This window comes from Oceanobacillus sp. FSL W7-1293 (assembly GCF_037969815.1).
In the GTDB taxonomy this organism is placed as follows: domain Bacteria; phylum Bacillota; class Bacilli; order Bacillales; family Amphibacillaceae; genus Oceanobacillus; species Oceanobacillus oncorhynchi.
On sequence record NZ_CP150212.1, the window covers coordinates 517397 to 532539 of the forward strand.

The following is a 15143-nucleotide window of genomic DNA, read 5'->3' on the forward strand; positions in this document are numbered from 1 at the left end:
ATAGTTTTATTTCTCCGTCAACTTCTTCACAAAAGTAACCGTATTTGTATAACTCAAGGACGCTTACCCCAAGGCTCGACCGTTCCAATAACTTTTACTTCCCTATCGTGAACAACTGCATCAATAACTCCATTGCTGATTTCCTGATGTGTTAGCCATCTGGAGTCTTCTTTCTCTAAAATAAATCCAAGCTGAATTTGTCTGTACTGGCAGCCTGGGTATTTCTTTACAGCAGCATCTTTTATTTGATTTAAACTGGAGCTGCTCCCTAAGATGTGATAGAGTTTCCAAGCTGGAATTTCCTGTGCAACTTCATGACAGATAATATCTAACGCATGGTGCGCATCCGAATGAATCCATGCAATAACTAAATCGATTGGACCGTTCTGAAGGATGGCTGCTTTAATCCTTTCTTTCAGCCCCGTACTATCTTTGTAGTCAACAAATAACGGGGTAATAGAAGAAGCCGCATCCGTCTTGTTAAGTACTCTATCCATTTTAGTCTGATTGCGTGCGATAATGGAGACTTTGTCTGAATGATCAGCAAGCCATAAAGAAGCAGCGGATAACATTCCTGTTCCGCCGATAACCAAGGTGTGGGCAGGGAGGTCTTCCATTTTATTATGGATGATTTCCAGCCATGGATGCTTCCCGTTAAATTGCTGACGTAATGAATAATAAAGCCACTTTATTTCACTCTTTTTCAGAACAGGAAGCAGCCGCTCTAAATCCCAATAATCTTTTTCCCTTATAACAGAGCTGCCGCCCTTATATAACAATTGTATTTCCGGCTTTATGTAGGGGATGCCGTCGTCTGTGAGTGCTCCAATCCTGCTGATAGACCGTTTGATCTGGTTATCTCTTTTGTAAATCCATTCGTCATTCTCTGAATCTATTAGCATGATTTCGAATAACCAGGCTGTTCCCTGCTTCTTTCTGACCCAAAGACTGCCTGATGCTCCGCTTGGACTCTCGGGCTCTGTCAGCATGGTCAACACGCCGTTATCCGCAATAAATAATTCATAGCTTTCTCCTAAATGCTTTTTGAGTGCAGGCAAATCTTCGTTTCTAATCAAAATATCCATATCGTCATGCTCTCTTGTCTGCTGTCCATAATACAAATCAAGCGCCCAGCCTCCAGCAATCCACCATGTAATAGGGATATTTTTCATCAGGTTGTTTATTTTTTTAACTGTTAAAGCTTCCCAAGGATGGTGCTGCAAAAAAACTCTCCTCTCTATATATTATCTAGTTTGTATAATTGTAGTGCTTTTCTAGTTCGTTGTAAAAGTGTTTTCATGAATCAGCAATGAAAACTATACATTTTTTCTGCCGAATAAGTTGTTATTTTCTGAAATTAACATTTGTGTTACATTAAAGTGAGGGGAGTGGTAAAAAATGGACTTCGAAATGGAAGAAGTATCAACGAAAGAAGCGTTTCAAAAGGAGAAGAAGAAATTGCTTCTATCAAGTATACGATTTTTTTGTGTGTTCTTATTTGCTTCCCTGTTGATGATGGTTATACGAAGTAATTATGCTAATATAATCGATTATATGGGGCCTCCGGTGATTGGGGGTTTTATATATTATTTTGTTCAATATGCCGGATTGAGAAGGTCTTATCGAAGAAATAAATAAGGATTTGATTATTAAGTTCATGATTCATTTGGATTAGGACAGCATAAGTCCATTTATTATGTGGGGGAGGGTTTTAGATGGTTGTTATGATAGAACGAGCAAATAACCTTGAATTATTAGCTGATTTTCTTGCGGATATGAATCATCAAAAGGCCAATCATATTGGTTTCTGCGGAACAGATAAAGCGGATATTTTACAAGCGCTTAAAGAGGACTTCGTGGATGGGAAGGGAGAGGTTTCCTTTCTAATAGCGAAACGCAATACTGGAGAAATGATGGCTGCTTGCGGATTGGATATAGAGAATAACGAAGCAGAAGTCTGGGGCCCGTTTAATAAGACAGAAAGAATGGAATGGGATGTTCAGCTTTGGCAGCGGTTAATTGATCGATATCCATCTGTTCAGTATTTTTCCTTCTTTATTAACGAAGAAAATAGAAAGCAGCAGGCGTTTATGAAACAGATTGGAGCAAAACAAGGAAGCAAACATTTAAATTTAGTTATTTATCGGAACCGCTTTGAAAACTCAGATGAACGAAAATGCTGTTCATTTACTGAGCTTGATTTTCCTGCATTCCGGCAGCTGCATGACAGCATTTTTCCAAATACATATTATGACGCAGAAACAATCCGGAGCAGGTTAAACAAGAATAATGTACTGAAGGTTTTGAAGGATGACAATGGAGATTTCGTTGGTTATGCTTATTTTGAAATAAACAAAGAGCTTTCAGAGGCTTCATTAGAATATATTGCTGTAGCGGACAGGTATCAAAATAAAGGGTTTGGAAGGCTTTTATTAAAGGAAGTATTAACTGCTATATTTGCTTTTCCTAAAATAGATAAGGTACATCTCACTGTAGATGCTGACAACCATCATGCGAATCATGTTTATGAAAAAATAGGATTTGAAAAGGGAGATACATTGATTCATTATAAAATTCAGTACTAGCGGATATACAGTGAATTAAGCAGCAAAAGCAGTCTTTTTCTGGGAAGGCTGTTCAAAAAAGTTCCAAATAATAAGTAATGGACGAATCACGTTTTACTAAGAGGCCATCCTAATATCGTCCGCTTTTTAAGAGATGTTCTTGTGGTCAGCCGTCTTGTAAATAGCATAATGAAATACAAGAACATCCCCCGCTTTAATCTTTCATCCCCATCAGTTCCTTCAGTTCTTCTTCATTCTGTATTAAATCCTCTAATGTATATTCTTCCAGCACTTTAAAAAATTGAAATAACGCTTTATTCAAGACATGCTTCAAGGAGCATCCTGGTGAAATCACACAATGGTTGGTTCCTTTATCAAAGCATTCGAGTAAATTGAAATCACTCTCCAGCGAGCGGATCAATAATCCGATATTGATGTCAGCAGCAGGCTTAGCAAGACGAAACCCGCCATTTCTGCCTCTTACAGAGGTCAGTAATCCTCTTTTTGTTAAATCGTGGACAACCTTTCTCAGATGTTCTGGTGAGATGGAATACACATCAGATACTTCTTTAATTGTCGAAAGCTCACCCTCCGACTTTAAACCTGCCAAAATCAAGACGCGCAAGGAGAAGTCTGTATATTTTTTTAAGTTCATGGTATCTCTCCGTTTGTTAATTATTTCACATAATTGTAACATAAATTTGCTTTTGACACATTGAATTCACATTTTTATCGTATTAAAATAAAACATGTATTCAAAATACATCTTTTAAATAATCAAGATAACATGTATCTCGGTGCAATCGTCTGTAACCTCTCTGCTTCAAGGATTAAGGTGATTTATGAAGTGAAAACAGGAAACAGCGGACGTAAACACCCCGATTGGTTCAACTAAAGCTCTGCAGGGGGAAATAGTCCTCCATGGAGTGATTTTTCACTATTTCACAAAGGAGTGTTTTATAATGGCAACAACAACAGCGGGATTAGATCAAAAAACAATAGAAACAATAAAGGCAACGGTTCCTGTCTTGCAGGAGCATGGAGAAGCAATCACAGGGCACTTTTATAAAATTATGTTAGAAAATCACCCGGAACTGAAAAATGTTTTTAATCAGACCAATCAGCGGAAGGGCGGACAGCCAAAAGCGTTGGCAAATACAGTGTATGCAGCAGCGGCAAATATTGAGCATTTAGAGGATATCCTGCCGCATGTAAAACAGATAGCGCATAAACACACAAGCTTAAATATCAGACCAGAACAATATCCGATTGTAGGAAAATATTTATTAATTGCCATCAAGGATGTGCTTGGAGATGCTGCTACGGATGACATTATGGATGCATGGGAAAAAGCGTATGGCGTGATTGCAGACGTGTTTATCAGCGTAGAAAAAGAAATGTATGAAGAAAAGCAAAATACGCCAGGAGGCTGGGTTGGATTTCGTGATTTTACAGTCGCTGAGAAGGTTCCGGAAAGCGAAGTCATCACCTCTTTTTATTTAAAGCCTGCAGATGACGGAAAGCTTCCACCTTATCAAGCTGGACAATATATTACTGTAAAAGCACAAATGGAAGGGGAAGCCTACGACCATTTACGCCAATATAGTTTATCCACTGCGCCGGGACAGGATTTCTTGCGAATCAGTGTGAAGCGGGAAGATGAGCATCATCCTGAAGGAATTGTATCTAATTATCTTCATAACCAAATAGAAAAAGGTGCAGTTCTGGCAATCAGTGCGCCAGCTGGAGATTTTGTATTAAACAAAACAGAACAAAAACCATTAGTGTTAATCAGCGGAGGAGTTGGGTTAACCCCATTAATGAGTATGCTGGAAACGGTGGTAGAAGAACAGCCGGAGAGAGAAGTTATCTTTATCCATGCAGCAAGATCTCGCGCTTACCATGCAATGAAGGATAAAATAGCCTCTATTGCAGAAGCCAATAAACAAGTAACGCAATATACGGTTTATGCGGATAATACAGACGCAGGTGTATGTGATAAAGAAGGACATATTGATTTGGATTGGCTAAGAGAAGTTATTCCAACAGTGGACGCATCTTTTTATTTATGTGGTCCAAAAGGATTTATGGGTACGATGAATGGTCATTTGCGAGAAATGAATGTGGCAGATAATGATATTCACTTTGAATTATTTGAACCAATGGATGAGATAGCGAATTAAACGAAGGAAGGCTGGTTGAAAAAACCAGCCTTTTCAACTTGATAATAAACTTTAGAGAACCTCCTGAATTGCCTTAGTTTAATCCTTTTCTTAACCAATAACATCTCCTCCGAATACAAAGGTCATTAAAGCACTGCTGACAAATCCAACAAGAAGGGCAACGATTATACGTTTTTTGAAATAAGGTTTATCTTCCGCTTTCCCGTCTATTTTGGTAAGAACAATGCCAATACCTAATGAAGCTGCTATCCCGGCGCTGAAAAAATAGCTTACTGCATCCGGAAGCTGGAAGTAACTTAAGAAAGTTGGAAAGACGAGCATTCCAACAAATAATATAAATAAAAACACAAGAACTCCTTTAAAGCTGATACGAGGTATTAATTTGGACTCTTTCATTATAGTTTCCTCCCTGGGAGAGGAAACCCGTTGATTTCCTCTCTTGAATGTATTACGGAGAATCGTCCGTAAAACTCCCGCTGAGTGACGTTTCGTCTTATGGAGCTGTATTATCTTCTTCCGTTTCTAAATCCATCATTTTTCGATCATAGACTTTAAAGAAAGGGAAATAGATGGCTACGGATATCGCGATATTGAAAAGAACCAGGAGGATAGCCCGCCAATCTCCTCCCGTTGCCAGATAAGCGCCGATTGGAGCCGGCAGCGTCCAGGGGGCTCGTATAAATGTCGGCGATACCAGACCTATGGACGTTGCAAAATAAGAAATAATTGCAAGAACGATAGGTGTAATGATAAAAGGAATAATCAGTATCGGGTTTAAGACAATCGGCAGTCCGAAAATAACCGGTTCATTGATATTGAACAGGGCAGGTACACTCACTGTTCTGCCTAGATTTTTTAAATATTTTGATCGTGCAAATAAGATCATCACAATAACAAGACCAAGTGTGGCGCCTGAGCCGCCGACCCATATGAACCATTGGTATAAAGGCTCAGGGGCAACATGAGGCAGAACCTCTCCTGCGGCAGCAGCTTCCCCGTTATTTAACAAATATACTTCCCATACGGGACGTGCGACTGATCCGACAACCGAAACACCATGGATACCGAACGACCAGAAAAAGGTAATTAGAAACACAGGGACTAATACACCAAATAAACTGTCTCCAGCTGTAACGAGTGGAGCGGCCAGCTTTTCAACAACTGTATGCAAATTCACTCCGATAACTACTGTAATAAGAGTCATTAATACGATAACGATGGCTACCGGAATAAGTGCTTCAAAGGATCTGCTGACGGATTTAGGGACGGCATCCGGAAGTTTGATCGTAATCCCTTTTTGTTTACATATTCGGAAGATTTCTACAGACAGGATGGAAACAATAATTGTTACGAACAGACCGCTTCCGCCGAGAAACTCCATTGGTAAATAAAATAATTCATCAATTACTGTTGGTGTAATGGTAAGCAGCAAAGAAGCAACTGCAATTTGCGCTCCTGACAAAGGGTCGACCTTATAGGATTGCGCTAAATTATAACCAATACCGAATGCCACATAAAGGGACATAATGAACATGGTCATCCGATAAGGAATCAATATTTCTGCTGCATTATCTGCCGCCCATTGAGTAATTGCCCATGATTCGGGCAAAGGCGGAGAGGCAATAAGTAAAAAGAAAGACCCTACAATAATGAATGGCAGGGAAGAAATTACACCGTCACGAATAGCTAAAAGATGCCTTTGTTCCGCCAATCTGGCCATCGGATTAGAAACCTTTTCCTCCAAAAAATCTGTGAATTTAGCCATGATACGTAACTCCTTTCCATCCTGAGCTATGAAATCAATTCATTCAGCGCTTTTAATAACGTAGGTCCGCCTAAGGGGTTATAGCCCTGAGCAGGTATGGAGCCGCATGGAACGCCATGTTCATCCGCTTTTTCCTTGATGCCTTTAAATCGATGTCTTATTTGCGGTGCAACCATAATGGCATCCCAATGATGATCAAGTTCTGCGTCTACCTCACTGGAACCTACAGCCTTTACATCAAGATCCTGTCCGTGTTTTCCCGCTTCTTTTTTTAAAGCATTCACTACAATTTCACTCGACATTCCACCAGAGCATACAAATAACACTTTTTTCATCACGTCACGTCCTTTAAAAATAATTATTTGGATTATACTGTAGCCTTTTATCCGTTTCCTATAAACAGCAAGCAACTTTAAAATAAGCTCAATTTTTTATCGGAGAGATTTTCCTCCTTCCTGAAAATATTTTTTGGTTAAATGATTAATTACTTGAAAGGGCTTTCATATACTTGTATTATAGAATATATAAAATAAAATTTCAAATATATTTTAAATTTGTAAAATTAAAATTCAATCCGCTATCATGCGGAAATCAGCGGGAGGGGTTCAGATGGATATGGAAAAAGAAATTTTTGAAATTATATCGAATGGAGGAGATGCGAAAGCAATAGCTTATGAAGCGCTCGAACTAGCGCATGAAAATCATTTTCAGCAAGCAGAAGAGAAATTGAAAGAAGCAGATCAAACACTAAACACGGCTCATAATACACAGACCAGACTGATTCAAGCAGAGTTAAATGGAGAAGGTGCTCCAATGACCCTGCTGATGGTTCACGCCCAAGACCACCTGATGGCAGCGATAAGTGAAATGTCATTGATTGAAAATATGATTAAGCTGTTAAAAAGAATTTCCGAATTAGAGAAGAAATAAAATGAATACATGATGAGAGAGGTGTTCGAAATGAAAAAGCTTGGTATTTCCATCTATCCCAATAAATCAAGTGTCGAGGAAGATTTGGAATATATACAAACTGCAAGTAAATATGGTTTTGAACGTATCTTCACCTGTCTGCTATCTGTAGAAGGAGATAAGGAAAAAATAATCGCTGATTTTAAGAAAACAATTTCTTTTGCGAAAGAAAAAGAAATGGAAGTGATTTGTGATATCAGCCCGCGTATATTTGACGCATTGAATATTTCCTATCAAGACTTATCTTTTTTCGCTGATCTTGGAGTGGACGGTATCCGGTTAGATATGGGGTTTACCGGAAATGAAGAAGCAATGATGACGTATAATTCTTATGGATTGAGCATCGAGATTAATATGAGTAACTCCAATAAATATTTGGAGAACCTGTTAAGCTATCAGCCTAATCTATCGAAACTGACAGGATGCCATAACTTTTACCCGCATCGCTATGCCGGGCTTTCCTATGAATTTTTTATAGAATGCAGCCAAAGATTTAAACAGCATGGTTTGAGAACAGCAGCTTTTGTCTCTTCCAATGATGCTGCTTTTGGGCCTTGGCCAATTGTAGAGGGTCTGCCGACAGTTGAAATGCATCGTGAATTGCCAATTGACGTGCAGGCAAAGCATTTATTTGCCACAAACGTTATTGATGATGTCATTATCAGTAATGCGTATGCATCTGAAGCGGAAATGAGGCGCCTCAGCGAGATAAGCAAGGAGAAAATGACGTTTGCTGTCGATACGGTTTCTACCGCAAGTGATTTGGAAAAGGAAATTATCTTTCATGAGCCGCATTTTTACAGGGGAGATGTTTCTGATTATATGATTCGTTCTACGCAGAGCAGAGTGAAATATCGCGGGCATTCCTTTCCGGCCCATCATACGCCGGATATAAAAAGAGGGGATGTCATTATAGAAAGTGATTTATATCAACAGTATGCCGGAGAATTGCAGATTGCTTTAAAAGATATGGTCAATTCCGGTAAATCCAACGTAGTTGCAAGAATTAGAGAGGAAGAGATTTTCTTAATTGATTATTTGAAGCCATGGGAAAAGTTTGCTTTTACCGCAAGAACATAAGCAAGGAATGAAGAGTAGCTTATCAGATGTTTAGGTAAACAGTGTGAGGGAGGCTGTGGCGCTTTTTCTGTTGTGTAGCATGAAAACTTTCGTAAAGGGGGAGATGACATGAGTAAATTGGTTGCAGGGTTAATGTCCGGGACATCCCTAGATAGTCTGGATGCGTCACTTGTAAAAATAGATGGTTATGGCACCGATACAGAAATCGATATTATAAAAAGCATTTCATGGCCCTATGATGATGCTTTAAAACAAGAATTATTGGATGCTATGGATGTTGACAAATCAAATGTTGAAAAGCTGTGCAGCTTAAATGTGAAATTAAGCTATTCATTTGCAGAGGCAGTTAAAAGGGTTTGCAGAGAGGCTGGGGTCAATTTAGAAGATGTTGATTTAATCGGCTCTCATGGGCAGACGGTCTATCATATTCCTGAAGCAGATGGCTCCAAGGTGCGGTCCACCTTACAAATAGGAGATCCCTCGGTGATTGCTTATGAAACCAAAACAATGGTTGTTTCCAATTTTCGAATGATGGATATTGCTGCCGGTGGAGAAGGTGCCCCCTTAATTCCGTATATTGACTGGTTATTATATAGAGATCAGCATAAGGGAAGAATTTTACAAAACATTGGCGGCATTGGTAACTGTACGGTTATGGAAAAGGACTCATCTTTAGAAACGATTTATGCATTTGATACAGGACCGGGGAATATGATTATTGATGCACTGTGCAGAAAATTGTTTCAGATGGGCTATGATGCGGAAGGTACAATTGCGAAAAAAGGAACGGTTCATCACGCTATTGCAGCAGACTGGATGAGACATGATTTCTTTGCTCTTCAGCCGCCTAAATCAACAGGAAGAGAACAGTTTGGTGAAACGTTTACCTCTCGAGTTATCAAGAGCCATAAAGATTTGCCATACGAGGATCTAGTAGCGACTGCCACCTATTTCACGGCATATTCTATTGCGGATGCTTATCAGAAATTTGTGTTTCCCAAAACAGATATTACAGACATTATTATCAGCGGAGGGGGAGGAAATAATAAGACATTAACCACGATGCTCCAGAGTTTATTGCCTTCTAAAAATGTGTACACAGCGGAACAGATAGGGATAACTGCAGATGAGAAGGAAGCAGTCGGATTTGCGGTTTTGGCGAATGAGACCATTCATCAGCAAAAAACGAATGTACCAAACGCAACAGGTGCCAGAGAGCCGGTTATATTGGGACAGATAACGCTTCCTCCTTATGGAGTTAATCCGAATTTCCTTCTATAATAAGTCTATACGATGCACACGTCGAAAAATTAACAAGGAAAGGTTTTATAAAATGAGAAATAATGATGGATTAATCCGAATTAGAGAAGCATTGAATATTATTAAACCGGCTGAAAGAAATGCCGCAAATTATATATTAGAGCATCCGGAAGAAGCAGTCCGGCTGTCAATCAAAGAACTCTCTGAAAGAAGCGGATCCAGCCAAGCAGCTATTATACGCCTATGTAAGAATATAGGCGTATCCGGATTTCAAGATTTAAAGCTGCGAGTTGCTGGGAACCTGCAAACAAGTGAGCTGAGCAACTATCACAATACAGAAATTTCTTCTGGCGAAAAGGTAAGCTCCATTATGGATATCATATCACAGAAAAACATACAATCTATTGAGCAGACGTTGAAGATACTCGATTTATCCAGTGTGGAGAAGGCCATTGAAGCATTAGATAAGGCGAATCGAATGGATTTCTATGGAGCGGCTGCCTCACAGGTTATTGCACAGGATGCACAGCAGAAGTTTTTAAGAATTAATAAATATTGTACCGCATTTGAAGATGCACACTTACAGCTGACATCCTCTGTTACATTAACGGAAAAGGATGTGGCAGTCGGGATTTCTTATTCAGGAGAAACAAAGCATGTCAATGCATCGATTGAAAATGCGAAAAAAAATAATGCAACGGTGATAACAATTACAAGGTATGGAAAGAATACCTTGTCTGAGATGGCTGATATTCCTTTATATGTATCATCTGTTGAGTCAGAACTGGTTAGAAGTGCAGCAACCGCATCAAGGATGGCACAGCTTAATATCATTGATATTTTGTTTACCGGCGTTGCTTCAAGAAGTTATGATTCCACCTTATATTATCTGAATAAGACACGGGAAGTGTTGCAAAATGAATTTCGGAATCCACATAAAGGGTGATGATAAATGTATATCTTGGGAATTGATAGCGGTGGAACGAAAACGAAAGCGTTATTGTTTCATAAAGCGGAGGGGCTTGTATGGGAAACAGAAGCAGAGGCTGCGAATCCCCACAGTACCAGCTTTACTCATTCTGCTAAAGTCATCAGCCAAATCATAAGCGAGGCTTATAAACACAATCATTTTTTGGATAATACAGAGATATCGTTAGGTTTGGGTATAGCAGGATTAGGCAGAGAAGCGGACCGGAAAAAATGGCTCGAGTACTTTCAAAAAACATCACCGCATAGGTTCCCCATTAATGAAATCGTTGTGGAGCATGATGGAACCATTGCTCTTTATTCAGAAACATTCGGCGCAGATGGTATGGTGTCTATCTGCGGAACAGGAGCAATAACGCTTGGGATGCATCAATCCAAGACTGCCCGTGTTGGCGGGTGGGGCCACGTGATTGGGGGAGACCCTGGCAGCGGCTTTGATTTAGGCTCGCAAGCCTTGATAGCTGTATTCAATGAATTAGATGGGCTGGGACCGAAAACTGCGCTGACAGACCTTATTTTGGATGGAGAAGAAATCGATTGTATAGAAGAATTGATTCCTATAATCTATCAACATTTTGAAAAACAGCGTGTGGCTGCATTCGCAAGCTATGTCTTTCAAGCGGCTGAAATGAAAGATGAAATCGCAATAACAATTATTCAAGAAACAGCTAAACAAATAGCGAATCGCGGTCAGGCATTGTTTGAAAGGCTGTTTCAAAAAACAGATAAGGCTGTTTTATTTGTGCTGGCAGGAGGCATTTTTCAAAATGACCTCATTGTCGAAAAGGTAAAAGCGGAACTCGCTGCAATTCCCTCGTTAAACGTTTTAACATCACAAAATCCACCTGTGATTGGAAGTATTGCTCTTGTTCTAAAGCAGCAGGGTTATTTGCCGGAACAAATCAAAAGAATGCTGTCAGATAAAGGGAGAAGAGGTGCCATAAATGAAGGCTTATGAACGGTATTTAGAGGGATTAGTTACAAAGGATGAGATTCCTGCAGCTGTTTATCTTGTCAGGCATCATCAACAACAGAAAACGTTCCGAAGTGCAGGCTCCTTTTTGAATAATGAAGGAAAGAGAATCCCTGTTACTACAGAAACTTACTTTGACCTGGCTTCTTTAACAAAAATTATGTGTACACTGCCGAGCATTCTATTTTTACATGAGCGAAATGAGCTGCATATAGACGATGCAGTAAATAAATATATACCTGCGTTTCCGCAAAAGCAGATAAGCATTCGCCACTTTTTACAGCATACCTCAGGTGTTTCAGCAGATTTATCTGTTAAAAACCGGTATCAGCAAAGAGACGTATGGAAGGAAATTTTAAACTGTACAGCAGTGCACCCGCCAGAGACACAGGTTTTATATAGCGATATCGGCATGATTGTTTTAGGAAAAGTTGTAGAAGCAATAACAAAACAGCGGCTGGATGTTTTTGCGGGGAAGGAGCTGTATCAGCCCTGGGGGATGAAAGACACTGGCTTTCTTCCTGGCAAAATAGAAAAAAATAAGATCGCTGCAACGGAAAAAGTTTGCGGAAAATACGTTCATGGTGAGGTACATGATGAAAAAGCCTATCATTTGGGTGGCGTTGGCGGTTCAGCAGGTTTATTTTCTAATATTTCGGATGTAGCGATCTATGCCGATTATTGGCTGTATCCAGAAAAGCAGTCGATATTAAGACCGGAGACAATGGCGTTAATCAAAGAAAATGTAATTCAAAATCGAGGTTTAGGCTTTGAAGTATTATATGATAAAACGCTTGGAACAACTTGTGGATCAGCCTGGTCCATCGGCTCGTTTGGACATACCGGATTTACAGGCACAAGTTTGTGGATTGATCCAAAAGAAGAAATCATTACGGTCCTGCTTACCAATATGGTTCATTATGGACGACAGCATCGATTGTCTGAAATCAGAAAAAAGTTTCACACGCTGGTTTATGAAACGCTGATTACCTAGTAAAACTAAACATTTGGAAAGGGAGTTAATATATGCTGACGGAAAAGAGAAATGAACATTCCTATCATTTACATGAACAATCCACCTATGACATCCTGCAATTGATGAACGAACAAGATAAGAAGGTACCTGAAGTTGTTGAGAACGTGCTGCCTCAAATAGAGAGGGCTGTAGAGACAATGGTTGCAGCGATAGAAAAAGGAAATAAAGTCATTTATTTAGGGGCAGGAACAAGCGGGAGGTTAGGTGTTCTGGATGCTTCCGAATGTCCTCCGACTTTTGGCGTTTCCCTTGACGTCATTCAAGGTATTATTGCTGGAGGAGACGGTGCACTGCGTGTAGCTGTGGAAGGGGCAGAGGATGATGAACAGCTTGGCGGAAAAGATGTAGAGAAAGCCGCAGAACATGGAGATATCATTGTCGGTATTGCATCCAGCGGCGGAACACCCTATGTATTAGGTGCTGTGAATAAAGCCAAATCATTAGGGCTTTCAACGATTGGCATTTCTTGTAACGAGGATACAAAACTATCGCAGGAAGCGGATATAGCTATCGAACTCCCCGTTGGTCCGGAGGTTGTCACAGGTTCTACAAGGCTAAAGGCGGGAACGGCTCAAAAACTTGTTTTAAATATGCTATCCACAGCAACGATGGTGCGGACTGGGAAAGTCTATGAAAATTTGATGGTCAATTTGCAGGCAAAGAATCATAAACTGCGCAAGAGGGCAGTCTCTATTATCAAAGAGTTGACGCAGGCAGATGATAAGGAAGCTGCGCAAGCTTATGATAAAGCAGATGGGGATACAAAAGCAGCTATTTTGATGCAGATGTTTGACGTTGAGTTGACAACAGCGCAGGAAAAACTGGACAAGTACAAGGGGAATTTTGTCAAAGCCATAGGAGAATTGAATAGTTTATAATATGTCCGAAAAAACCTTAAATACTTTGTTGTAGCCATGGAAATGGCTGTTCATCTTTTTATATGCCTTTATCCAATCATATAAAGTAAGTTTGAACCTGCAGATACATATGGTTATCTGCAGGTTTGAAATCCCGGATTCATACTCATACTCTCTGAAAATAGTACCTCTCAGCCGAAGTGCATCCTATTTTATTCTCTCTGTTTAGTCAGCTCTATCGGTTCATTATCATTCATCGTGGCTTGATATAATGTAATATTTCCATTCCGCCGCTCTGGTGTCCCCTCATTAACCTGGGAATTTTCATCTGTCTAAGGTGAAGCAAAAGCAGAAGCGGGATAAAAATATTTGACTGATGATATAGCAGCTAAACATTATTTTAACTGCTATATCATTTCCGTTCTTTAGAACCACTTTTTTAATTTGAAATAAATGATTAATCCAATGCTGATAAGCAGCATAACAACAAGCACTGCAACGTACCCATAATCCCATTGCAGCTCCGGCATATGCAAAAAATTCATGCCGTAAATACCGGTAATTAACGTGAGCGGCAAAAATATAACCGAAACGAGTGTTAATATCTTCATTACATTATTTAAACGGTATGAGCTTAACGAATCATAATTATCGCGGATATCACTGGTCATTTCCTGTGCAGATTTAATGATGTTCATTTGTTTGATAATATGGTCTTCAATATGATGAAGGTAGATCCGCTGTTTCTTTGTCTTGGTGAAGGCTGTTTCTTCTTTTAAGTGCTGTATCAATTCCTGCATCGGCAGAATAACACGCTTTAATTTAATCATCACCGCCCGGATTTGAAAGACGTCCTCCATCAGCTTATTACCGGCTGTATCATTGACATGCCGGTCTTCAAAGGAAAACACTTCATCTTCTACGTGGTACACATATTCAAAATAGCTGTCTACAATAAAATCTAAAATAATCAAAGCGACATCTGCCGGAGTAACAGGCTGGGACGGATAGCGTTTTTGAATTTCCTCTCCAATATTGCCCAGCTTGTTTAGGCCATCCTGATGATAGGTTACAAGAATATGACCTTTCATAAACAGGTTTACCGCCCGTGCGCGATAATCATCTTCATTGACAAGATGACAAACTAAAAAGTGGTATTGTGGGTATTCTTTCAGCTTGGGCCGTGACACTGTTTTTATCGTATCCTCAATGGCCAGCGGATCAAAATGAAATTGGGTGGTAAGCAATTCACTTTCCTCTGTACTGGCTTGTACAAAATCATACCAAATAAAAAGAGCATCACTGGGAATTGCTGCATCACTTTCTGCCTGCTTCCATTCTTTTGAAGCTGTTTGGTAATGTATTGAGATTGGCATAATGAAACTCCTTTTCTGCACTTTAAAAAAGTATATAATAAAAGATGATTATATGGAAAGTGGATAAATAATTAATTTTAAAGTTGTGTGCCA

General features: G+C 39.6%; 16 protein-coding genes. 10 read left to right on the plus strand and 6 right to left on the minus strand.

Going from position 1 to position 15143, the window contains the following annotated elements:
* Positions 1-53: 53 nt before the first annotated feature.
* A complete protein-coding gene (locus MKY65_RS02670; RefSeq protein WP_339182106.1) occupies positions 54-1223 on the minus strand; it encodes a short-chain dehydrogenase in 1170 nt (389 codons plus the stop codon).
* A 175-nt stretch (positions 1224-1398) separates the two neighbouring features.
* On the opposite strand from MKY65_RS02670, the gene MKY65_RS02675 reads away from it, so the two are divergent.
* Together MKY65_RS02675 and MKY65_RS02680 are read left to right on the plus strand one after the other, a co-directional pair.
* Positions 1399-1638: a hypothetical protein gene (locus tag MKY65_RS02675; RefSeq protein WP_339182109.1), complete on the plus strand. Its 240-nt coding sequence runs from the start codon at positions 1399-1401 to the stop codon at positions 1636-1638.
* A 77-nt stretch (positions 1639-1715) separates the two neighbouring features.
* Positions 1716-2585: a GNAT family N-acetyltransferase gene (locus MKY65_RS02680; protein ID WP_339182111.1), complete on the plus strand. Its 870-nt coding sequence runs from the start codon at positions 1716-1718 to the stop codon at positions 2583-2585.
* 193 nt (positions 2586-2778) lie between these two features.
* On the opposite strand, the gene MKY65_RS02685 is transcribed toward MKY65_RS02680, so the two are convergent.
* A complete protein-coding gene (locus MKY65_RS02685; RefSeq protein ID WP_339182114.1) occupies positions 2779-3219 on the minus strand; it encodes an Rrf2 family transcriptional regulator in 441 nt (146 codons plus the stop codon).
* 307 nt (positions 3220-3526) lie between these two features.
* Here MKY65_RS02685 and hmpA point away from each other — a divergent pair, with 307 nt between their 5' ends.
* Complete coding sequence (gene hmpA / locus MKY65_RS02690) at positions 3527-4747, plus strand: NO-inducible flavohemoprotein (protein WP_339182115.1); 1221 nt, start codon at positions 3527-3529, stop codon at positions 4745-4747.
* Between the two features lie 90 nt (positions 4748-4837).
* Here hmpA and MKY65_RS02695 read toward each other — a convergent pair whose 3' ends face one another.
* From MKY65_RS02695 to MKY65_RS02705, 3 genes are all read right to left on the minus strand, one after another.
* On the minus strand, positions 4838-5143 hold the full coding sequence (locus tag MKY65_RS02695; protein ID WP_339182118.1) for a hypothetical protein: 306 nt from the start codon (positions 5141-5143) through the stop codon (positions 4838-4840).
* Positions 5144-5240: 97 nt separating this feature from the next.
* Entirely contained in the window at positions 5241-6512 is a 1272-nt protein-coding gene (locus MKY65_RS02700; RefSeq protein WP_339182120.1) for a PTS sugar transporter subunit IIC, read from the minus strand.
* Between the two features lie 26 nt (positions 6513-6538).
* Positions 6539-6847, minus strand: a complete 309-nt coding sequence (locus MKY65_RS02705) for a PTS sugar transporter subunit IIB (RefSeq protein ID WP_339182124.1) — start codon at positions 6845-6847, stop codon at positions 6539-6541.
* Positions 6848-7121: 274 nt separating this feature from the next.
* Here MKY65_RS02705 and MKY65_RS02710 point away from each other — a divergent pair, with 274 nt between their 5' ends.
* From MKY65_RS02710 to murQ, 7 genes are all read left to right on the plus strand, one after another.
* Positions 7122-7442: a PTS lactose/cellobiose transporter subunit IIA gene (locus tag MKY65_RS02710; RefSeq protein WP_339182127.1), complete on the plus strand. Its 321-nt coding sequence runs from the start codon at positions 7122-7124 to the stop codon at positions 7440-7442.
* Between the two features lie 30 nt (positions 7443-7472).
* Complete coding sequence (locus MKY65_RS02715; protein ID WP_339182130.1) at positions 7473-8561, plus strand: MupG family TIM beta-alpha barrel fold protein; 1089 nt, start codon at positions 7473-7475, stop codon at positions 8559-8561.
* A 108-nt stretch (positions 8562-8669) separates the two neighbouring features.
* Positions 8670-9842 (plus strand): anhydro-N-acetylmuramic acid kinase AnmK, encoded by a 1173-nt coding sequence (gene anmK / locus MKY65_RS02720; protein WP_339182132.1) that lies wholly within the window; start codon positions 8670-8672, stop codon positions 9840-9842.
* Positions 9843-9894: 52 nt separating this feature from the next.
* Positions 9895-10767, plus strand: a complete 873-nt coding sequence (locus tag MKY65_RS02725; protein WP_339182135.1) for a MurR/RpiR family transcriptional regulator — start codon at positions 9895-9897, stop codon at positions 10765-10767.
* Between the two features lie 6 nt (positions 10768-10773).
* Positions 10774-11766: a BadF/BadG/BcrA/BcrD ATPase family protein gene (locus tag MKY65_RS02730; RefSeq protein ID WP_339182137.1), complete on the plus strand. Its 993-nt coding sequence runs from the start codon at positions 10774-10776 to the stop codon at positions 11764-11766.
* Positions 11753-12775: a serine hydrolase domain-containing protein gene (locus MKY65_RS02735; RefSeq protein WP_339182140.1), complete on the plus strand. Its 1023-nt coding sequence runs from the start codon at positions 11753-11755 to the stop codon at positions 12773-12775. The genes MKY65_RS02730 and MKY65_RS02735 overlap by 14 nt, the downstream gene beginning before the upstream one ends.
* Before the next feature lie 32 nt (positions 12776-12807).
* Positions 12808-13695, plus strand: coding sequence for an N-acetylmuramic acid 6-phosphate etherase (gene murQ / locus MKY65_RS02740; RefSeq protein ID WP_339182142.1), 888 nt, complete (start codon positions 12808-12810; stop codon positions 13693-13695).
* 404 nt (positions 13696-14099) lie between these two features.
* Here murQ and corA read toward each other — a convergent pair whose 3' ends face one another.
* On the minus strand, positions 14100-15050 hold the full coding sequence (corA, locus tag MKY65_RS02745) for a magnesium/cobalt transporter CorA (RefSeq protein WP_339182145.1): 951 nt from the start codon (positions 15048-15050) through the stop codon (positions 14100-14102).
* Between the last annotated feature and the right edge of the window lie 93 nt (positions 15051-15143).